Consider the following 21,199-nt stretch of genomic DNA (forward strand, 5'->3'; position numbering starts at 1 on the left):
CGTTATCGCCTATTTATGGGGAATAACCACACTACATAGGCTCTGCCTTGCCTAAAAACCAAACACGCTGCTGCAAATTCAAACATCAAAGATCAACACGCCCTACTAATACGCGATTTAGAAAGCTGACTATTAGGAATAATAATCATATTATTTGGCAGCATTTTAACCCATGTAGAGCGCCAACCAATTTTCTCTACAAAGCCTTGCTCCTTTGACTCAAGCTCAATAAAATCTCCCACCCGTATGGGTTTATCTATAACAAGTTGTACGCCCGAAAAAAAGTTTTCAAGGGTGGGTTGCAGGGCAAGTGCCACCGCTAATGACGTAATACCTAACGAGGCAATTATAGGTGTAATAGAAATACCCAAGGTGCCTAACAGCACTAAAGCCCCGACCGATAAAACGCTTACCCTAATAATGCCTTTAATAATACTTTGTGAATTAAAAATTACCGCCGACTCTTTGCTGTAGTAATTAATGGCGCCCACAAAAAAGTGGTCAAAAAATAAAATAATAGCCACTAAGCCCAAAATAATATTAATGGTCGAAAACGACATATAGCTCGCAACCGGCTCGCCTTGTATTAACAACCCTTGCTCTATAATGGTGAGTAGCAAAATAAATGTGCAAAGGGTGAGCGGTTTAGAGATAGAGGCGATAAGTAAGCTATCGAATATAAATTTAGTATGAGAGGTCCACTTTTTAAGCCAGTACATTATAAAAAAGCGGATACAAAACAAAGCTATAGTTATAGAAACTAAACAAATAGCAATAACCACCCAAGGTTGCTCTGTTAGGTTGTAAAAAGTAGTAGCAGACATTACTTACCTCTCTTTTATAAACTTAAAAGAGTAAGCAGCAAGTTATGTACCTATATGAATAGTTAGCCAAGGCAAGGAAAGAGGGGCTATTTAAATAGGGTTAAACTGGCAAGCTAATACCTGCCAGTTTTAATGAAGGACTAAGGCCGTATATCTTTCGAGGTTAAATTTATACTTTTTTAGCTATCCACATACCGCCAAGTACGGCTGCAAAAAATAACCAAAATTCCATTTTAAGTGAAGTAAGTTGCACAAGGCCAGGGCCTGGGCATATGCCGCTTAATCCCCATCCTAAACCAAACATTACAGAGCCAGTGATTAGCCGAGGGCTAATGTTTTTGACATCACTTAAAGTAAACGTTTCACCAAGCAGTGGTTTATCTTTTTTGGCAACCCAAAACCATGCCAGCATCATTATTCCCATAGCCACAGCCATTACAATAATTAAACTGCCATCCCATTGATTTTGAAAATTTAAAAAGTTAAGTACTTTGTCGGGGTTTGTCATACCACTAATGATAAGCCCTAAACCAAATATAAATCCTAAAATAACATGAATTACTGCTGTCATTTTTTTAACCTACTAGGTTTGCTGTAATTATAGCCACGGCCATAAATGTACATGTTGAAACCCACGAACGGGTAGAAAAACGCGACATGCCACATACGCCATGGCCACTTGTACAGCCATTAGCTAATGAGGTGCCCATACCGACAAGTAGCCCAGCTATAACTATAAGCACAGGCGATAAGCTCAGCTCACCTTCTAATAAAGATGGCGCAAATATACGCACTGCAATACCGGCTAATAATAGCCCTGCAATAAAGTATAATTTCCAACGCGACTCAGCCGTTTGCTTATTAAAAACAGATTTAACAATGCCTGATATACCGGCTATTTTTCCGTATAAAACCAGTAATAGTGCGCACGCTATTCCTATTAAAGCACCCCCTATAGCTGCCGCTATTGGCGTAAACTCTGTAACCATTTTATATTCCCCAAACAACCGACACACCTAGGCCTGATTGCTCCATTTCAATTGATACTTGTTGGTTTGGCGCTAAGTAGTTAGCACCCGATACTTTTTTAGCTGGCGAGTAAAAAGCCATTGCATTTAATTGTACCGTGTTACTAATAGAATGGCTAAACCCCGTAGTAAAATGCCATTCTTGTACACCTGGCGCTAAAATATTAAGTAAAACGTTTGATGAAGGAATAGGTTGCTCTGTATACGAAATACCAAAGCGAATTTTTTGTTTTGCTGTACGCTGCCACTGATAGCCAAGTTTATAAATGGTCATATCGTCCCAACCAAAACCTGCGCCTGCATCGGCACCTAGTGGAGCCGACATTAAATTATCAATCGGGTTAGCAATGCTGTTTACTTCACTGTAATTAATTTTTTGCCAATCAAATACAAGCTGGTTGTTTGGCGTAATTTTATAAGCTGCGCCAATTTGAAGCGAACTAGGTAAATCAAATCCACCTTGCTCTGCAAACAAACCTTTATAGCTATCAAACTCTTGCATAGATACTGATGAGCGGTAACTTGCTCCCCAGCTTAATGACGAGTTTATATCTTGGCTAATACCTAATTGAATACCTAAGCCTGTGCTGGTGTCGGTACCATTATTGGTAAGGGCTTGGGACGATTGCGAAAAAGGCGCAAAGTTTCCAAGGCCTGTAGCTTTAAACTGCTGCACTGCATAAATTGGTGATACACCAAGGCGTATTTGCTCGTTAAGTTTGTAGCTTATTGTTGGGCTAATAAACATTTGCTTTAAATCAACACCCGTAGTGCCAGCATAAAATGTGCCTTCAGGCTCTGAATCGGCGCTGTAGTCGGTGTTCATACCGCCATTACCATAAACTAATAAGCCAATACTTACTTTGTCATTAAGCTGGTGGCCAATAGCAAATTCAGGAATAGCAAATAAAGTGTTATCACTTTTTTGGGTTTTTGCTTGCAGGTAAAATGCGTCAGGGTAAAAGGTATCTACATCGGATGCTGAGTATTTTCGAACAGGCGAAAAAAGCTCCAAGCCCACAGATAATTGCGTGCCATTTGCTAAAAAGGTAGCAGGGTTATTAGCGCCAGACATTAACTCTTCAGATAGCGCAACACCCGCACCCGCCATGCCTTTGTGGGTCATGCCATAACCATGAGTAAAATACCCATTGGTAGCAAATGCGTTAAACGAACCTAAAGTAAGGGTTAGGGCCAAACCAGATACTAACTTATTTTTCATTTTGATAGACATACGTAGTGGGAAAACGCGGACAATAGCTAATTTTCTATATTCAAAAAAGGAATTTAAATCGATTACTTATAGTAAAAAGGAATACTGAATGCGAGAGATAAGCCAATGTTTAGTGCAGTAATTATTAGATGGTTTAATACTGATATTAAATCAATCATTTACCTAAAAAACACAAAGCGGTGAAAAGGGTTCACCGCTTTCAGGACTAATTACATAGACTCAAGTGTTTTACCACGGGTTTCTGTAATGTATTTAGCCACAAAAAATATGCTAATAAGTGCCGATAAAGCATAAAAGCCGTACGCACCTGCAAGGCCAATGTTAGCCAGCATAATAGGGAAGGTCATGGTAATGGCAAAGTTAGCAATCCACTGCGCGCTTGCAGCAACAGCAAGCGCTGCACCGCGAATACGGTTATTAAACATTTCGCCTAATAACACCCACACAACGGGGCCCCAACTTAAACCAAAAAATACCACAAATAAGTTAGCCATAATAAGCGCAAACGTACCCATGTTATCGCTAAGTGCAAGCTTGCCTGCTTCATCAAGGCCTGCGCTGCCAAATATATAAGTAAGCGCGCTTAAGCTGATAAACATACCAATACTGCCTACTAATAGCAGTGGCTTACGGCCAATTTTGTCAACAAGGGCAATAGCAATAAAGGTCGATACAATATTAGTCGTCCCCGCTAATACATTTATAAATAACGATTGCGACTCGTCAAACCCTGCGGCTTGCCAAAGCTCAGAGCCGTAATAAAACACCACGTTAATACCTACAAATTGCTGAAACACACTCAGCGCAACACCTGCCCATACAATCGGGTGTACTTTTTTACTGCCATCAATAAATAAGTCGCGAATACTTGGCTTTTTATCGCTACGTAAGGAGCTTTTAACATCACTTATTTGTGCAGCAACGTTGTCGTTCGAAATTTTACTAAATACTGTTTTTGCATCGTCCACTTTACCTTGCGCCACTAAATAACGAGGCGACTCAGGAATAAACAACACCCCCACTAAAAACAGTATTGCAGGCACAAGCTCAGCCCAAAACATCCAGCGCCAAGCGGCTATATCAAGCATTAAAATATTTTGCGCACTACCAGCTGCATCAGCAATTAAATAATTACTTAAAAACGCAGCAAATAAACCCAATACAATAGCGAGCTGTTGTAATGTAGCTAAACGACCACGAAGGGTAGGTGGCGCAACCTCTGCAATATAAGCTGGCGCCAATACCGATGCAGCACCAATACCTAAGCCACCAAATAAGCGGTAAAAAATAAACTCGGCCGAGCTTTCGCTAATGCCTGAGCCAAACGCACTAATGGCAAAAATAATCGCGGTGATGATCATAATTGCACGGCGACCAAACTTATCAGCCAGCGGCCCCGCAGCAAGTGCACCTAAGGCACAGCCAAGTAATACAGACGCTACGTTAAAGCCCGTAGCCACACTGCTTGAATTAAACGCATTACCCAGTGCCGACACCGTGCCGTTAATAACACCCGAGTCAAAACCAAATAAAAAGCCACCAATAGCAGCCACGGCAGAGATAAAAATTACGTAAAAAAGAGAGGTGTTTTCAGCTGTGTTGGCTGAGTGGGAAGGCGGTGTGTGCGTTGTCATTATATGCCCTGAAAGTTAATTTAAATTTAAAGGAGCATAATATCGTAAAGCGTTATGGCTGAATACATTTGTGCAGGTATAACGATTTAGCGGGTTTAAATTGAGCTGTATTTTAAAGGTTTTAGCTTAAAGGAATTAGTTAAAAGGCGTTAGATTGAATTCTTTTGACTTAAGTACCGCCTTTTGTAAATAACACAGACTGAATTTTAAAAAATAATATGCACTTTATGGGCCGTGCATGTTTAATAATATTAATTTTATCAAGCATTTAGATGTGTTTTTGCAATTACATAAACTGATATGAGTTTTGTAATTTCTTTCATGTGGTTATTTGGTGGTTAAAGTGAATATATAATAAAATAAGGATATTTGCCGGTCTAAAGCGATAGGTGTCGTAGAGTAAGTAGTCAGCTTTGCTTTAATATTCCGGCTGTAATTTTTATCTCAAAATTATATATTTTTGAGACAAGCTCAGTTCGATAGTATATAGTTAATTCAATTGGTAACATAATTGAGATAAAAAATGATCACAAAGCCACCTAGCAAAAATGTGGTAAACCCTTTTCAGCAAATTGCAGAAAATGCTCCATCAAAACTGGATGCTTATCTCGAATTGTTTTCACCTATTGATTCTAAAGGCAGGTACCTTCATTTTGACGAACTTAAATATAGATTACCCAAAGATCTAGATAGCACTATTGCTTGGTCTATTGTGAAAATGGCTAGAACTAGACAGTTCCAAACGATGTTTCGTATCGGAGAGCCCAAAGTCTCCTGTAAATTTTATTTATCACCATCTATACAAAAAGCTATTTCAGAAACAGATAGAAATACTACAAGTGCTTCATTAGACTGGATGTGCAGTAAGATAGGTGAAGAAAAGCATTTAGAGTATTTATTAAATGACCTTATTGAAGATGAGGCTATCAGTAGTAGCCAATTAGAAGGGGCTGCGACAACCACTAAGGTTGCAAAAGATTTGTTGAAAAGACAGAGAAGACCTCGTTCACCAGATGAGAAAATGATAGTTGGCAACTTTAAAATGATGAAATTCGCATGGGAAAATAGGCACAAAGATTTGTCTGTAGACCTCATCTTGGAATTACATCAGATAGGTGTAGACAATATAGATAACGATAATTACACACCAGGAGTGTTTAGAAAAACTGATGATGTTGAAGTCGTAGACTCAGAAGGTAATACCGTGCACGTGCCTCCTACAGCCACAGGGTTGACCAAAAGAATTAAAGAATTATCCAAGTGGGTAAACATATGTCATCACGATATCGATAATAAAAATTATTTGCACCCTCTGGTAAAAGCAATTGCTTTGCATTTTGCTATAGGTTATGAACACCCATTCAGAGATGGAAATGGCAGGGTAGCTAGAGCATTATTCTATTGGTACATGTTTAAAAATGATTTTGCTGCATTCAGGTATATTGCAATTAGTGTTCTATTGAAATCAGCACCAGTTAAATATGGAAAAAGTTATTTATATACAGAAACCGATAAAATGGATTTAACTTATTTTTTAGATTACCAATGTGGAATTATCATCAAAGCAATAAATCAATTTAAAGGTTCTTACAAGCAAACACTCGAGGAAACTGAAAAATTTAATAAGTGGTTATGGGAATCGGGGCTTTATAAAAAGCTGAATGATAAACAGCAGACTGTTTTTCAAGTGGCACGAAGTGGAGTAGCACATAGCTTTACAGCGACGAATGTTAAAGAGAACCTAGGGTGTGCGTATAACACAGCATCAACTGTATTGAATGGTTTAGTCGAACTCAAACTATTTACAAAACAAAAACAAGGCAGAGAGTGGGTTTATAGTATGAGAAGCCAGAAAAAAATACTGGAAGCCTGGAAGAACTAATAAGAAATTATGGCATCAATAGCTATTTTTAAGCAACTGGCGCTTCTTATTCTTTATTGTCTTTTAGTGATGAATTTAAGATCACAACCATTTTTCTAATTCAATTAAAGTGGCTAATTAGTTTATTGAGTATTAATTCTTTTTTGAGGCTAGATGGATGCTAGAGATTGTTGCTACTGAAGACTTAAAGGCTGCCGCGCACTTTACGTTTAACAATATGAAGCCCTATTACGAAATGTATGCGGTAGATTGGGATGTAGAAGACGTTTATCAAGCTACCAAAAACCTTAAAAATTTTGATATTTTGTGTAAGGAACAACACATAGGTGTCGTGCGCTTATCATTTGAAGAAGGGCGTTGCCAACTTCGCGATATTCAGATTGCAGCTACTTATCAAAACAAAGGTTATGGTGCTCTTGTTATTGCTAAAGTAGTTGATATAGCTCGACAACACAGCGTCAAATTCATAGACCTCAAAGTATTTCAGCTAAGCCCAGCATTTAAGTTATATAGCCGTATTGGATTTGCAGTCGATAGAGAAGACGATCGTTTCTACTACATGAGCTTGCGAGTCTAATAGCAACAGTATTAAGAGGCGTAAAGTACTTGGTTTCACTACTCTTTAGCTAACTTTAGTCAAGTCCGACTGTATTACCCTATGCAGGCATTAGTTTTTAGGAGAGCGAGGTGTTCTTAATTGCTGTGTGGTCTGCTCAAAAATTTAAAAGTACATTTAGGCCTGCAGGTATTGGCTCAATCCTATTTGGTGTTTTTTTGGTTTACATAATTACGATTAGTTACCACTTAATAAGTGGCTAAGCTTGCCAAGGGTAACTAAGAATGAGCGTTAACATATTACCCAGTTTCCCCCTCACACCTCAGAGTTATTAAAGTATTCTTTTTGCAGCTCTATAGTCAGTGCTTTAGGGCGAATACCTTGTACTAGGCTGTATACTTCTTCTTTTGTGTAACCTGCCGAATTTAAAATAAGCGCAGCAACCAACCCTGTGCGGCCAGTGCCGCCTTTGCAATGTATGGCAATGGTTTGTTTTTGCTGTATGGCTTGTAGTATGTCTGTTTTGTGGGTATTCCAGCTTGATGTAAAAGGTTGTTTTGGGGCTTCGTCGTCATTTATTGGTAAATGAAACCAGGTTATATCGTGCTTATTGCACTCACTATTAATTGTTTGTACGTTGTTTTTTTCAAGCTCCTTTTGTGGCATAAGCGATAGTAGCATGTGAGTGCCAGCGGCTTTTAATGTAGCGATTGAATCCGCTAGGTTTTGCGTTTTTGTACCAGGGCAAGGCGTAAAAATAATATTTGCGCCGTTATTGAGTGATAAAACATCGTATGGGTGCGCGCTCATGGTAAGTCCTTTATTTTTAATAAATTTGCTTTTATACGCTCACTATAGCGTGTTTTAGTTACAAGTTTAAGATTGAATAATAAGCATAAATACTAGATACTGTTTTTATATACAGTTGTGGCGATGTTATGAAAAAAGAATTACCAGCAAAATACTATTTAGCGCATTTTAGAGAGCTTATTGAGTTTGTAACAAGTAAATGTATGCACTTACTTGAGCCTAAACATAGTGAATTTATTAGTAAAATTAACCAACTAGATGAGCAAAGCCAATGCATGTTGGCGCGTGTGTATTCGCGCAAGCCTTATTTAGTGCAGGCGCAATCGCTTAATTATGAAGAAATAACTTCGCCGCATCAGGCTATTTATACGCTAAAAACAGCGGGTATTTTATATGAGCCAAACGCACAGCATTACAAGCAGCTTATAGCGCATTTAACCAAGCCCATGCTGGTGGAGTTACTCAGTAATTACAGTGAGCAAGTAAGCTTTAAGAAAAGCGCAGCTAAAGGGGAGTTGGTTACTATTGCGTGCCAATTTTTTAGTGAGCGCGCAGATGATTTAGCCCCTTTATATAGCCAGTATGTCATTAATAACCGTGAAGATTATTACGAGTATTTTGAATTTTTATTTGCAGGGCGCTTAAGTAGTGGCGATGTAAACCATCAAAACCGCTTTGTTATGCGCGATTTAGGGTTAACCGCTACCCGCGAAGGGCACAGCGAGAGCTTATCGCGCTTTAATACACTCGCTGAGGCGCAATCTAATTACGTTTTAAATCGTTACCGTTTAGCGTTTAAAAACATTGGCAAAACGGGTGGTAATGCAAAAGCTGAAACCTTGGATGACAAAACCGCTTACACCGAGCTTGCGCATTTAGTATTAGCGCAACCGGCGCATGGCGCACAAGCGCACGACATTAAAAATAAATTGCTGGTTAGGCTGTATAAACAACTTAAAAATACCGATAGCGAACTTGCCTTTAGCCTACTTGAAGGCTGCACCGATTACGCCGAAGCACAAGAAATTCAAATAAGAGAGCAATACCGCCTAGGTAATAAAGCGTGGGTTAAAGCGCAGCTAGAGCAAATTATAGAAAACCCGCTCACCGACGATTTACTGTACTTTGCTGATGACTTTTTAATGCGTAAGTTTAATAAACAAACGCGTTCGCGCTTAAGTACTATGCTGGCCGACACCCAATGTGTACTTGAAATTGACGAAATTTACCGAGGCGATGTAGAGCAAGGCGTAAATGAGTATTACAGTGCAAAAGGGTTAACGGTTTTTAATACCGAAAACACCTTATGGCAAAGCTTGTTTGGCTTAGTATTTTGGCACGAGTTATTTATTGAATCGCCTTACCCGCCGTGTAATGAATTTGATATTTACCCGCAAGTTTTACAGCTTGGTAATTTTTATGAAGCACAAAGCACGCAAATTGACGCACGTTTAAAAAGCTGTAGCACTAATCAGGCGCTGCTTAATTTGGTATGTAAGCATGCCGCGCAGTATTTTGAGCAGCCCAATGGTTTATTTAGATGGCGCAGCAATTTATTAGAGCCACTAGAGGCACTTATTTTAAACAGCCCGCTTGAAGCGTTAATTGCGCACTTAACGGCTATGAGCAAACACTATTTACAGCTAAAAGACGGCTACCCCGACTTAATGGTTATTAATAATGGCCAAGTACATTTTGAAGAGGTAAAAGCCCCAGGCGATAAGCTTAGGCGCAACCAACTTACCACTATTGATAATTTAAAAAATGTAGGCTTTACAGTACATATTGCTGCAGTTAAGTGGTTTGTAGACCCTAACCGTATTTACAGCGTGGTTGATATAGAAACCACGGGTGGCTTAAAAGGCGGTAACCGCATTACCGAAATTGGCATTGTTAAAGTGCAGCACGGTAAAGTAATTGATACCTGGACGACACTTATTAATCCGCAGCGCCATATCCCAAGTTTTATTACTAAATTGACCGGCATAAGCGATGGCATGGTTTGCAACGCGCCTGTATTTGCCGATATAGCACAGCCACTACTAGATAAACTCGCAGGCAGTATTTTTGTGGCCCATAACGTAAACTTTGATTACGGTTTTATAAAAAAAGAATGCGAGGTTGCAGGGCACTTTTTTAAAATGCCAAAAATGTGCACCGTGGTCGAATCGCGCAGAGCGTTTAAAGGCTTAAAGTCGTATTCGCTTGGTAACCTCAGCGCGCATTTTAATTTAAACTTAACCAGCCATCACCGCGCATTGGCCGATGCTACCGCCACTGCCGAGCTGTTATTGCTGATCCAAAACAGTGAAACGCTTACGCAGTAAACGAGTAATTTATATTTAAGAGTATGAAACTTAAATAATTAAGTAACGTTATTATAATTTTTTATTTATTTTTGGAATAAAGTGGTTTTGTAAATCGTCTTCATTATGTCAATCCGACAAACTAGAGGACAAAACAATGACTAAATTAAATAAAACTGTAAGCGTAATGATGTTAAGCGGTGTGTGTACTTTTACAGGTGCAGTGCACGCCGCTGATATTGAACTATCTCAGTCAACGTCGGCGCAGCAACAAACATCTACATCTATTGCGCTTTCACAAAATGGTTTAACAGCCAGTGGTAGCAACGAGTCAAACGTATCTAACGATACACAAGTAACGGCTGATGATTCGCAAAACACTGATTCAACGGCGAATAACACGCAAACTCCAACGCAAGAAAGCAGTGAGGCCGCAGAGCCTGCAAATACATTAGTTGCATCTGCCAGCGGATCTTTAAATAATGCATTAAATGCATCGGCCTCGTCTTTAAATGCCACAGCCAATTCCACAAGCAATACCACAGCCAATACAGCGCTCGATGCAACAACACAGTTAACTTCATCGGCGGGTAATTTAACAACCGCTGTGAGCCAGTCGTCATTACTTTCTGTTACCTCTGAGCAAGGCGCTCAGCCAGATACTACCGATACACCAGCCGATGCCTCTTTACTTTCAAATGTAAGTAGCGCTACCGATCCAGTTACACAAGCTGATGCAACTAATGCCGGTGAGCTTACAAACCAATTAGCAATTACTAATACGGCTGCAAACTCAGTGAGTTCTGCACTGCAAATGGGTGATGCAATTAATACCAGTAATGAAGTAGTAAGCAGTGTTCAGCAATCTTTAATTGCCAGTGTGCAAGACAGTACGGTTAGTAGTTTACAAAGCACAGTACAACAAAGTGTTAGCGGGCAGGTGAGTGCAGCGGTCACTGATCAAATTAGTAACGATGTAGCACTTAGCACCGCAAGTGAAGTAGTAACCAACATTACTAACGATTTAGACCTAGGCCTTTAATACGCCAAGTGCTTGCACAAATGCCGAATGGGGAAACCTATTCGGCCTGTTGGAGAATAAATATGAAAGCAGTTATAACCGCCACATTGTGTGTTTTTAGTGCTCAAGCGGTGCTTGCACAAACTAACCACATTAAAACAGCTGAGCAAAATAAGCCTTTTAAAAGTAGCTTTGAGCTAAATGCAGATGCTGAAGTTGGGGTATTAAGTAACTCGGCGCTCTCTGTTCAGGAGCTTGACGATATTTCGTCGCAAAGCGACAGCGGCATAAAAACCGCAGCCGGTGTTAATGCAAAATGGCAAGTAACCAAAAGCGCTAAATTAACCTCAAGCTATAAGTTTGAACAACAAGACTACGATGAGTTTGATCAATACGATTTAGACCTGCATCAATATGGTTTAGATGGCAGTTATAGCTTTAATAGCCATGAGCTAGGGGTTCGTTACGATGGCGCAAAAGCAAATGTAGATGGCGAAACATTTTTACATTTTAATCAAGCCAGCGCCTACTATGGCCATTTTTTAAACCCGCATACGTATTTGCGTATGAGTGTAAAAACCAAAGCTAAACGTTTTGCTACTGCAAAAGCACGTAATGCCGACGGCGTAGGTGGCGATGTAGCGCTTTATCATTTTATAAATAACGGCCAAACCATGCTAATGGCAGCGCTAAGTGCCGATAAAGAAAACGCCGACGACAACCAATACGACTTTAACGGCTACGGTTTTACTACTAAAGTTACGCACAAATTTACGGCCTTTAATGTAGCGAATAAAGTGGGCGCAGGCTGGCGTTATCAAAATAAAGATTACGATGAGCAAACAACGGATGATTTTTTTGAGCAAATACCGTCGCGAGATGAGCACCGAAATGTAGTTAATGCGTTTTATAACCTAGCTTTATTTGAGCACGTAACATTAATAGCCGAGGCTGAATATGGCGATTATCAATCAAAGCTTAGAAGCAATACCTATACGCAATCGGTTTTATCGGCGTCAGTTAAAGTGCATTTTTAGGTGGGTAAATGGCACCATAACCAAAGGTGGTGTCTTTGCCATGCTCGCCTAAATCGACGGCAAGCGATGTAAGCTCGTTAAGTGCTTTGGTTTTATTATTACCATGTTTTAACAATAAACAACTTAATGCCGCGCTTACATGCGGCGCTGCCATTGACGTACCCGACTCCCTTCCAAATTTTCCATTGCCTTGGCTTGTAACAACATTTACACCAAGGGCTGCAAAGTCTATGTAATCGCCTTTATTTGACCATCTATAAATTTGGTTTTGTGAATCAATAGCACTTACCGCTATCACGCTTTTATACGCACCTGGGTATAACGGCTGCGACGCCGGCCCTTGGTTACCTGCAGCAGCTACAATTAACACGTTTTGTTTTATTGCTGCAGTAATACTTGCTTCTAAAACTGCGTTATTTGGCCCCGTTAGGCTCATATTTATTACGGGTATTTTATTACTGACTAGCCAGTTAAGTGCTTCTACTATGGCAAATAATGTAGCCCCTTGAGCATATTCAGATTGCCTATAAAACACCTCGGCACTGTAAAGCATGGCACTGCCTAAAAGCGGGTTAAGTTTTGCGCCTTTACCTGTAATTAGCCCTGCAATGGCGGTGCCGTGTAAATTTGGAGAGCTTAACCCTTGTGGTAAAAAGCTTTGCGTAGTGATATTTGCGCCTTCAAAAGCACTGTGTTTGGTATTAATGGCGCTGTCGATCATGCCAATTTTTACGCTTTGTGTGCAGTAGGGGGCAATAGAGTTATTTGGTGTTACTTTTTCGGTAGGCTCGCCAATTTGCGCCTGGTATATGTGGTTTCGGTCAAGTATTGCAGACTCATCTAAGTTAAGTGCTTTTAATAACTCACTTTTAGAATTAACACCTTGGGGCACGTTAAAGCGCACTAAGCTCATGTTAAGTGCGTTGTAATTTTTTACCGATACAATGGTTACATTTTGCTGTTTTAGGGTATTAAGTTGTTGGCTATTTGCCATTAATAACCATTGGCGCTCTATTGCTCTAAAGCCGTTTTCTAGCTCTACTTCAACAAATGCGGTGTTTTGGCTATTTATATTAATGTTAAGTACATTGGGTAAGCTGCTAATTGGCTCACTAATTTGCGCTTTTAGTGCATCAATCGAAACTTGTGGTACAAGCATCGGAAGCGGCAGGCGTTGTGCTCGTTCTATTGTTTGCTCAATACGCTGCTCTATTGGGTTTAACTGCCCAAGCACTTGATCGACACTCACTATATTGGCAGAGCTCGTTGCGCTAAATATGCAAAGCGAAGCGGCTATTATGTGTTTAACGCGTGTGTTTTTAATATTCATAGTGGGTTACTTCTATTAAATTTATCATGCTTGTAATTAACGTTTAACACATAGAAATATTTCATTATTCAAATTATTTTGATTATTTGGGAATAAATGTTTTTTTGAATCGTCTTCTTTATAAAAGGGGTAAAAATCAATGAACGAAACATTAAAAACCTTATTGCCCATGCTTAGGCGCTTTGCCTATTCGCTAACGGGTAGTAAAGCAGATGCAGACGATGTAGTGCAAATAACAATTGAAAAACTATTAGTAAAAGGCATTCCGGATGACGTTGAGCCTGCTAAATGGGCGTTTAAAATTTGCCGCAATGTGTGGATAGACGAATACCGCTCACGCAAGGTAAGACAAAATACGGCCCAGGCCGATATATTACCAGAGCCAATTACAAGTAATGAGCACCAAACACTCGAAAACAAACAAATGCTTAAAAATGTAAATACAGCACTTGGGCAATTACCCGAAGAGCAACGCGCCATTGTATCGTTGGTGGCAGTGCAGGGCATGGCCTATAAAGAAGTAGCACATACACTCGATATACCTATAGGCAGTGTAATGAGTAAATTATCGCGAGCACGCAGTACACTTTATAATTTAATAAAACCCGACTTTAAAAAGGAGCAAGTATGAACATTAACGACGAAACACTTAGCGCCTTTTTAGACTCAGAGCTAAGCGAGCACGAAATGGGGCAAGTGCGCAAAGCCCTTGAAACCGATGATGAACTAGTAATGCGACTTGCAGAGCTAAGCGAAGTAGACATGCGTGTAAAAGAGCACGCAACAAGTATTGATGACGCACCCCTTAGTGACTCATTAGCTAAAACGGTTGCAAAGCTTGATACAGCAACGACAAAAAACACGTTAAATAGCAATGTAGTAACGTTAACGCCTTGGCAAAGGGTTAAGCAGTCGGCTAATAAAAGCTTAGCAATAGCTGCAAGCGTTGCCGTGGTATTTGGTATTGCAATGACTAGTTATTTACAACCCAATGAGTCGCAAAATTTAGTAGCCAGTAACATAGCATCAGCACTTAATACACAGCTAAGTAGTGGTGAGTATAAGCAAAGTGATGGCTCAGTATTTAGCGCGCAGCTTAGCTTTAAAAATCAGCAAGGTGAGCTTTGTAGGCAGTATGCGCTAAGCTCAAACAATACCATGCAAACAAGCATTGCTTGTAAAACGCAAAGCGGTTGGCAAATAAAAGCGCAAACAGCCGCGCAGCAAAGTGATAATGGTGCGCAATATCAAACGGCGTCTAATAACAGTGAGTTAGATGCTGTTATAGATAGCATGATCAGCGGCGCACCACTAGATAGAGCGCAAGAGCAGCAAGCAATTAGTGCAAAGTGGCAGTTAAACCAATAATAGTTTTTATAAAACGAGGTGAATGATGAAAACATCTATTTTAATTATCAGTATTTTAGTTATGGCGGGTTGCGCATCTAAACCCGACTACCGCCCAGCTAATAATGGCTCACAAGGTTATAGCGAGCAAAAAATTAGCGACGATCAATACCGCGTCGAGTTTAAAAGCGTGTCAAACAACGTAGCCGATGCAGGTGACTATGCATTGTTACGCGCGGCTGAGCTTACCCAAGCGCAAGGCTACGACTGGTTTGTTGTAACAAATAAAGAAACCTTTGTTGAGTCTAAATCGCAAGCGCCCGCGTCATCTATTAGTGCATCACACAGCCAACAATATGAGCGAAACTGCGGTTTATTAACCTGCGAAACACGCGTACGCCCGAGCAATAGCGTAGGCGTACAAGTGAGCAACAATGATAAACGAAAAGAAGTACACACCCTGATTGACATTAAAATGGGCAAAGGTATTAAACCCAGCGACAACAGCTATAGCGCACAAGACTTAATTGAAAACTTAAGCAAAAAGACACAAAACTAATTATGAGAATAGTTATTAGCTGTTGTTATTCTACATGTGATTATATTTCAGCTACACACTTACGGTCTAACCTTTAGAGACAGTGGGCACTTAATTATTAGTCGGTTAGGTGCCTACTTTAAATGTGATTACACACCCCTTGGACTTCGAAGTCTTTTAATCTGTATTTTCTCTACCATACTTCTTTCTTTGGTTGTTTTTGTTAAATTAAACAGATCAAACCAGTGCTTTAAGGAATAAACCTAAAAAATAACTTTATAATTTTAAAAGGTTTATTTTCATTTGAATACTCCGCTTCGTTTTTAGTGTTATGAACATGTAAAACTTTTACATAATCTTTATTGCATTCGAATGCAGAAAGCGATAGTTTTTATAAGTCGAAAAAATAGGCATTTAAATCGCGCTTTTAATAATTATAAATACTTAAAATTCGGTTGCGGGTTATTTAGCCCTTAAATGCTTAATAAAATAACTTATATCAACAGGTGGAGAACTAATCTCATGGCCGCACATATTTTACGTAAAACACTTATTTTTGCTGCAGTAAACACGGCGATATTGGGCTCAGCCTCGGTATACTCGCAAGAGGCAAAGTTAAACCCTAACAAAGAGTTGGAGGTTATTTCGGTTACCTCTACTAAGCGTGTTAAAAGTATTCAATCAGTGCCGTTGGCTGTGACCGCTGTATCTGCTAAAGATTTACTAGAAAATGGCGTTACTGATATCTTAAACCTTGATAGCTTAGCGCCAGGGTTAAAGTCGGGTGTGTCGGGCAGTGATGCTCGCCCAGCTATGCGCGGTGCTAGAACAGAGCAAGTAGAGGCTAACGATGTTGCCATCGCGTTTTATTCTAACGGTGTTTATCGTCCTCGTCACGGGCAGGCGCTTGCTGGGTTTGTTGATTTAGAGCGTGTTGAAGTATTACGCGGGCCACAAGGTACATTGTTTGGTCGTAACTCATTTGGTGGTGCGATTGATGTTATAGCTAAAAAACCAGAGCTAGATATTACCGAAGGCGGTATGGCCGTTACATTTGGTAATTATGGTCATTTACGTGGTGAGGGCTTTTTTAATGCAGCGCTTACTGATGATACCGCGGTGCGATTTACTGGCGTTCGAGAAATAAGAGATCCCTACGTTGAAAATACATTTAATGAAGATGCAGGCTTAAAAGATGCTGATATGTATTTTTTACGTGGCCAAGTTTTTACTGAAATTAACGACGATATAAATTTAAATGTAAAAGTAGAAACGTGGCAGGATGAATCAAATGGCGGCGGTGCTTTTGGCTACCATATTTTAGGCGTTCCTATAAACCCTGCAACGGGTAAAACAAGTTTGTCGGCACCATTAACTGAGCGAATTGGTCGTGACGATGTGTGTGGCAGTAATTGTGGCCGCTTTGGTGCAGGTTTAGATAACGCTGCAACACCAGGGCTTGATACAGCACAGGCGGTATCGTCAGACCCATTTACTCAGCAGTTTGACTATAAACCATCGCGTGATGTAAGTGATGTAAGCATTAGTGCAGAGCTTAACTGGTCATTAGAGTCGGTAGATTTGAAAGTGATTGCAGCCTCAATGGATTACGAAGAAACGCGCCTTACTGATGGTGATTTTTCGACTTATGCAACCACGGTTGATGGCAATGCGATTGAATCAAAAACAAACTCGTTAGAAGTGCAGGTTAGCTCAACGTATGAAAGCGACTTTGAATGGGTAGCGGGTATTTATTTGCTCTCAGAAGATTTAGACAACGCATTTTTAAATGGCAGCTATGGGGCTGTGGTTGATAATGTGCCAGATACAACGCAACCCCAAGAATTTCAGTACGCGTCGTGGTTAAATCAAATTCAGTTAGAAACAAGATCAGCTGCTGCCTACTTTCAAGGTAATTACACATTTAATGATGATACACGCGGTATAGCCGGCATTAGGTATACAAATGACAGCCGTGAGTGGGATATTTACGGCCAAAACCCAGATAACTTAAGCACGCTTGATTTTTCTGTACTTGAGGTTGATAACGCAGACGATGATTGGAGTAAAATAACGTGGAAGCTAGGTCTTGAACACGATTTGGCAAGTTCTCAACTGCTTTATGCTACAGTTTCTACGGGCTTTTTAGCGGGTAACGCACAGGGCGCTTTTAATGGCGAAGATAGCTACGATGAGCAAACAGTAACGGCTTACGAGCTTGGCTTTAAAAGCATGCTGCTTGATAATTCATTAAGATTTAACGCTTCTTTATATTACAACCAGTACGAGGACCTACTTTCTACTCGTTTTCAAAACGTGGGTGGTACGGCGGTGTCGTTTTTTGGTAATGCCGGGGAAATTGATGCTGCAGGTCTTGAGTTAGAAATTGATTGGCAGGCAAGTGATGCATTGCGCCTAGGGGCACGCGCCGCGTTTACAGACTCAACGTATGGCGACTTTGTTACGCCAAATGTATTTGAAGAAGGTGGAGAGACCATTAATGGCGTAGATAACTTACTGCAACTAGATGGTAATGACGTGCAACTAAGCCCTAAATACAATATTACACTATTGGCCAGTTATGAGTTTGATTTAGGTGATAAAGGCCGCGTTGTGCCTGCTACCAGTATTCAATTATCGGATTCGTATACAACCAACGATTTGCCTTTTTCATTTGGTACTCAAGAAAGTTACCAAAAGTACGATGCTAGCCTTGCATGGTATTCGGCAGATAATGAGTGGTCTGTACGTGCGTATGTTCAAAACGCAGGAGATGAGCTTATACTACTTAGGACAGTCCGCTTTGGTGGTAATGTGGCTGCGGCCGATTATGCTAATCCTCGCACTTATGGTGTAAGGGTAGGTTATAACTTTTAGGCATTTTTCAATAATGTATTTTAAGGTTTAAGTAAAAGTGTAAGTTTGTGCATTTTGCTAAAATATAGCATTAAAATTTTAAATTAAACAATCGCTTACATAGAGCCAGTAATAAATTATTACTGGCTTTTTTTGTGTTTCGAAATCACTTTGTTTTCATTTTAATATATTGTTTTATTTAGGTTAATTTCGATAAGGTTATTATTCGAGCAAAAAGTTGTTGATCTTTTTGACTTCGAAGTCTATTTTAGAACCATGCATTTTCAATTGATACAACTTGTTTACTGTAATAATTGAAAATGTAGGTTTGGGGAGAACTAAATACGTTTTATACTGGGGAGAATAACTATAATGAAAGCTAAATTTACACGGACTCTCGTTCACTTTGCTGTAACCACCGCTATTGCAGCAACCACAATGAACGCATACGCTGCGCAAGAGCCAGAACAAGCACAAGCACAAGCGCAAGAACAAACCGCAGAGCCCGCGATAGAGCGTATAGCGGTAACGGCAAACCGTCGCTCACAAGACCTACAGGAAGTATCATCATCAATAACAGCATTAGGGGAAGGGGACATTGCCCGCGCTGGTATTATTGATGTTACGGGTCTTGAACAAGTGGTACCAGGCTTACGTATGGGCTCTTCGGGTGGTGAAGTTAGACCCGCTATGCGTGGCGCTCGCACCAACGAAGTAGGTGTAGCAGGCACCGGTATTGCTGAGCAAATTGTAGGTATATTTCAAGATGGTATTTATGTGCCGACTACCTCATCGGGCTTAGGCGCGCTGGTGGATGTTCAACGCATTGAGGTATTACGCGGGCCGCAAGGTACGTTATATGGCCGAAACACGTTTGCGGGCAGTATTAATATTATTACTAATCAACCTGTTTTTGACGATTTACTGGGGAGTATAAAAGTTGAAACAGGCAGTTATAACCGCAGCGCTTACGAAGGAATTATAAATATTCCAGTAAGCGATACCGTGGCAACCCGTTTTGTAGTGGCCTCTGATCGTCACGATGGTTATATCAATAATTTAGTTGTTCCAGGCCCTTCAGATGACTTGCGCGAGAAAAACCAGTTTTATATGCGTAACGTTACTAAGTGGGAGCCAAACGAAAAGTTTAATGCCACAGTACGCTTTGATTACTCGCGTAAAGACTCTAACTCAGAAGCTATTTGGGGTTACCAACAAATAGCGGGCTACCAAATTGAAGAAACCTCGCCGGGGTCGGGTGTATTTAACACTACGCCTACAATAACCGAGGGGCATATTTATCAGCCAAGTGATGCGCAGCACGAAGACCTTGGCCCGTATGATGTTTACCGCAATGGATTTTCACTTGATAAGCAAGAAAGCTTTTCGACCACATTAGCACTTGAATGGTATACCGACTTTGCTGATATTAAATGGACCACCAACTACTCAACGCTTAGTGGTAAGCAATATTACGATAACGACTACAGCGACGGTGGCATTGATTTTGTAGGTGGTTTTGGCCGTGAGGATGAACAAAAAACACTCTCATCTGAGCTGCAGTTTTCATCTAACGATGAGGGTGATTTTTCGTGGATTGGTGGCCTTTACTACTTTGACCAAGAAGCAGATTGGAGCTGGTTATCGCATGCAGATACCACAGGCGATGGTGTGTCAGATTCTGTTGTAGTGCCTTCATGGGGGAACCCGGATTACGACCCGCATACGGCAAAATCTATTGCGGCGTATGGGCAATTACGCTACCAAGTAACAGAAGATTTGCGCGTGGTAGGTGGGTTGCGTGTAAACCAAGACGACAAAACATTTACCGGCGATACAATTCCTGATTGGGATGACTCTGCGCTACTTTATAAAGCGGCTGCCGAGTACGACATTAATAACGATATTATGGTGTATGCAAGTGTAGCGACAGGCTACAGAACCGGTGGCGCAAACGATTCGCGCGTTGTAGCTCGCGGTGCTGACCCACTTTACGATAACGAAGATGTTATCTCTTACGAAATGGGTATGAAAAGCTATTTGCTTGATGGCGCAATGCGTTTAAATCTTTCGGTATTTATGAACGAATACGAAGATGTAAAAGCACAGTTATTTGCAACCTCATGTAACGATACAACCACTGGCGATACTGTTTTAGAGTGTGTTGCCGCAGGTACTGCTACCACCTTTGAATACTACGAAAACGGCGGCGATGTAGAAACTGTGGGCCTAGAAGCTGATATTCAATGGGTGCCAATTGATAACCTAACACTAACCGGTACTTTATCTCTTCTTGATAGCGAATTTGCTGATGGCTATGCAGTAGGTAATGAGCAGCTTCGCCCATTATTAGCATTAGGTAACTTAGAAGGCCGCCAAGATATAAACGACAGCTCTAGTCAGTTTAGTTTTGAAGGCTGGAGCCCCGCTATGGCGCCTGAGTACAGTGTTGGTTTTTCAGCTCGTTATGAGTTTAGCTTAGGGGGGGATTCGTACTTAGTACCGTACATTCAACTAAATTACTTAGACGATTACTACGCGTTTGATACGAACATCCCAGAGGTGCAAGTAGATGCGCACTTAATGGCTGATGCACGTTTAACTTGGTACATTAACGACAGTGTGCAAGTAGAAGCGTACGTTAAAAACATTGGTGATAAAGCGATTTTAACTCGTGGTGTAGTGCACTCACAAATTGTTGATGGCTTACCTGCAAACTCAGTACAAGCTAACTGGAACAATCCACGTACGTGGGGCGCAAGCTTAAAATATCAGTTTTAAAATTTCCTAAAATGG

The 21,199-nt window shown here is 40.5% G+C and carries 16 protein-coding genes and 1 pseudogene; 10 read left to right on the plus strand and 7 right to left on the minus strand.

Features of this window, described 5'->3' with window-relative positions:
* Positions 1–107: 107 nt before the first annotated feature.
* The 5 genes and pseudogenes from AN390_RS14480 to AN390_RS14500 form a co-directional block, all read right to left on the minus strand.
* Positions 108–824, minus strand: a pseudogene (locus tag AN390_RS14480) (mechanosensitive ion channel family protein); the annotation flags it as partial.
* A gap of 169 nt (positions 825–993) precedes the next feature.
* Positions 994–1,395, minus strand: coding sequence for a DUF6691 family protein (locus tag AN390_RS14485; RefSeq protein ID WP_055255193.1), 402 nt, complete (start codon positions 1,393–1,395; stop codon positions 994–996).
* 4 nt (positions 1,396–1,399) lie between these two features.
* Positions 1,400–1,813, minus strand: a complete 414-nt coding sequence (locus tag AN390_RS14490; protein WP_024033749.1) for a YeeE/YedE family protein — start codon at positions 1,811–1,813, stop codon at positions 1,400–1,402.
* A gap of 1 nt (position 1,814) precedes the next feature.
* Positions 1,815–3,074: an OmpP1/FadL family transporter gene (locus AN390_RS14495; RefSeq protein WP_055255256.1), complete on the minus strand. Its 1,260-nt coding sequence runs from the start codon at positions 3,072–3,074 to the stop codon at positions 1,815–1,817.
* 221 nt (positions 3,075–3,295) lie between these two features.
* Positions 3,296–4,720 carry a sugar porter family MFS transporter gene (locus AN390_RS14500; RefSeq protein WP_055255194.1) on the minus strand — a complete coding sequence of 475 codons (1,425 nt, stop codon included), beginning with the start codon at positions 4,718–4,720 and terminating at the stop codon, positions 3,296–3,298.
* 523 nt (positions 4,721–5,243) lie between these two features.
* Between AN390_RS14500 and AN390_RS14505 the strand changes: the two genes are divergently transcribed.
* Complete coding sequence (locus AN390_RS14505; RefSeq protein WP_055255195.1) at positions 5,244–6,602, plus strand: Fic family protein; 1,359 nt, start codon at positions 5,244–5,246, stop codon at positions 6,600–6,602.
* 157 nt (positions 6,603–6,759) lie between these two features.
* Entirely contained in the window at positions 6,760–7,179 is a 420-nt protein-coding gene (locus AN390_RS14510; RefSeq protein ID WP_055255196.1) for an N-acetyltransferase, read from the plus strand.
* A 294-nt stretch (positions 7,180–7,473) separates the two neighbouring features.
* On the opposite strand, the gene AN390_RS14515 is transcribed toward AN390_RS14510, so the two are convergent.
* Positions 7,474–7,968, minus strand: coding sequence for a dual specificity protein phosphatase family protein (locus tag AN390_RS14515; protein ID WP_055255197.1), 495 nt, complete (start codon positions 7,966–7,968; stop codon positions 7,474–7,476).
* Between the two features lie 128 nt (positions 7,969–8,096).
* On the opposite strand from AN390_RS14515, the gene AN390_RS14520 reads away from it, so the two are divergent.
* The 3 genes from AN390_RS14520 (at position 8,097) to AN390_RS14530 (ending at position 12,332) form a co-directional block, all read left to right on the plus strand.
* Positions 8,097–10,295, plus strand: a complete 2,199-nt coding sequence (locus AN390_RS14520; RefSeq protein WP_055255198.1) for an exonuclease domain-containing protein — start codon at positions 8,097–8,099, stop codon at positions 10,293–10,295.
* 136 nt (positions 10,296–10,431) lie between these two features.
* On the plus strand, positions 10,432–11,316 hold the full coding sequence (locus AN390_RS14525; protein ID WP_055255199.1) for a hypothetical protein: 885 nt from the start codon (positions 10,432–10,434) through the stop codon (positions 11,314–11,316).
* A gap of 62 nt (positions 11,317–11,378) precedes the next feature.
* Positions 11,379–12,332 (plus strand): hypothetical protein, encoded by a 954-nt coding sequence (locus tag AN390_RS14530; protein WP_055255200.1) that lies wholly within the window; start codon positions 11,379–11,381, stop codon positions 12,330–12,332.
* Here AN390_RS14530 and AN390_RS14535 read toward each other — a convergent pair.
* Entirely contained in the window at positions 12,316–13,662 is a 1,347-nt protein-coding gene (locus AN390_RS14535) for a S8 family serine peptidase (RefSeq protein WP_055255201.1), read from the minus strand. The genes AN390_RS14530 and AN390_RS14535 overlap by 17 nt on opposite strands.
* A 139-nt stretch (positions 13,663–13,801) precedes the next feature.
* On the opposite strand from AN390_RS14535, the gene AN390_RS14540 reads away from it, so the two are divergent.
* From AN390_RS14540 to AN390_RS14560, 5 genes are all read left to right on the plus strand, one after another.
* A complete protein-coding gene (locus AN390_RS14540; protein WP_006793586.1) occupies positions 13,802–14,293 on the plus strand; it encodes an RNA polymerase sigma factor in 492 nt (163 codons plus the stop codon).
* Positions 14,290–15,030, plus strand: coding sequence for an anti-sigma factor (locus AN390_RS14545; RefSeq protein WP_055255202.1), 741 nt, complete (start codon positions 14,290–14,292; stop codon positions 15,028–15,030). Before AN390_RS14540 ends, AN390_RS14545 begins: the two co-directional genes overlap by 4 nt.
* Positions 15,031–15,055: 25 nt before the next feature.
* On the plus strand, positions 15,056–15,568 hold the full coding sequence (locus tag AN390_RS14550) for a CC0125/CC1285 family lipoprotein (protein ID WP_055255203.1): 513 nt from the start codon (positions 15,056–15,058) through the stop codon (positions 15,566–15,568).
* 501 nt (positions 15,569–16,069) lie between these two features.
* Entirely contained in the window at positions 16,070–18,424 is a 2,355-nt protein-coding gene (locus tag AN390_RS14555) for a TonB-dependent receptor (RefSeq protein ID WP_055255204.1), read from the plus strand.
* Between the two features lie 351 nt (positions 18,425–18,775).
* Positions 18,776–21,184, plus strand: a complete 2,409-nt coding sequence (locus tag AN390_RS14560) for a TonB-dependent receptor (protein ID WP_055255205.1) — start codon at positions 18,776–18,778, stop codon at positions 21,182–21,184.
* Positions 21,185–21,199: the final 15 nt, after the last annotated feature.

Origin of the sequence: Pseudoalteromonas sp. P1-11 (assembly GCF_001399995.1) — a bacterium.
Lineage (GTDB): Bacteria > Pseudomonadota > Gammaproteobacteria > Enterobacterales > Alteromonadaceae > Pseudoalteromonas > Pseudoalteromonas atlantica.

Excerpts from the sequence above, each read along its gene's own strand:
- AN390_RS14525 (WP_055255199.1), top strand. The coding sequence starts at position 10,432 with ATGACTAAATTAAATAAAACTGTAAGCGTAATGATGTTAAGCGGTGTG.
- AN390_RS14535 (WP_055255201.1), bottom strand. The coding sequence starts at position 13,662 with ATGAATATTAAAAACACACGCGTTAAACACATAATAGCCGCTTCGCTT.
- AN390_RS14530 (WP_055255200.1), top strand. The coding sequence starts at position 11,379 with ATGAAAGCAGTTATAACCGCCACATTGTGTGTTTTTAGTGCTCAAGCG.
- AN390_RS14520 (WP_055255198.1), top strand. The coding sequence starts at position 8,097 with ATGAAAAAAGAATTACCAGCAAAATACTATTTAGCGCATTTTAGAGAG.
- AN390_RS14505 (WP_055255195.1), top strand. The coding sequence starts at position 5,244 with ATGATCACAAAGCCACCTAGCAAAAATGTGGTAAACCCTTTTCAGCAA.
- AN390_RS14555 (WP_055255204.1), top strand. The coding sequence starts at position 16,070 with ATGGCCGCACATATTTTACGTAAAACACTTATTTTTGCTGCAGTAAAC.
- AN390_RS14560 (WP_055255205.1), top strand. The coding sequence starts at position 18,776 with ATGAAAGCTAAATTTACACGGACTCTCGTTCACTTTGCTGTAACCACC.
- AN390_RS14515 (WP_055255197.1), bottom strand. The coding sequence starts at position 7,968 with ATGAGCGCGCACCCATACGATGTTTTATCACTCAATAACGGCGCAAAT.
- AN390_RS14490 (WP_024033749.1), bottom strand. The coding sequence starts at position 1,813 with ATGGTTACAGAGTTTACGCCAATAGCGGCAGCTATAGGGGGTGCTTTA.
- AN390_RS14495 (WP_055255256.1), bottom strand. The coding sequence starts at position 3,074 with ATGAAAAATAAGTTAGTATCTGGTTTGGCCCTAACCCTTACTTTAGGT.
- AN390_RS14545 (WP_055255202.1), top strand. The coding sequence starts at position 14,290 with ATGAACATTAACGACGAAACACTTAGCGCCTTTTTAGACTCAGAGCTA.
- AN390_RS14485 (WP_055255193.1), bottom strand. The coding sequence starts at position 1,395 with ATGACAGCAGTAATTCATGTTATTTTAGGATTTATATTTGGTTTAGGG.
- AN390_RS14550 (WP_055255203.1), top strand. The coding sequence starts at position 15,056 with ATGAAAACATCTATTTTAATTATCAGTATTTTAGTTATGGCGGGTTGC.
- AN390_RS14500 (WP_055255194.1), bottom strand. The coding sequence starts at position 4,720 with ATGACAACGCACACACCGCCTTCCCACTCAGCCAACACAGCTGAAAAC.
- AN390_RS14540 (WP_006793586.1), top strand. The coding sequence starts at position 13,802 with ATGAACGAAACATTAAAAACCTTATTGCCCATGCTTAGGCGCTTTGCC.
- AN390_RS14510 (WP_055255196.1), top strand. The coding sequence starts at position 6,760 with ATGCTAGAGATTGTTGCTACTGAAGACTTAAAGGCTGCCGCGCACTTT.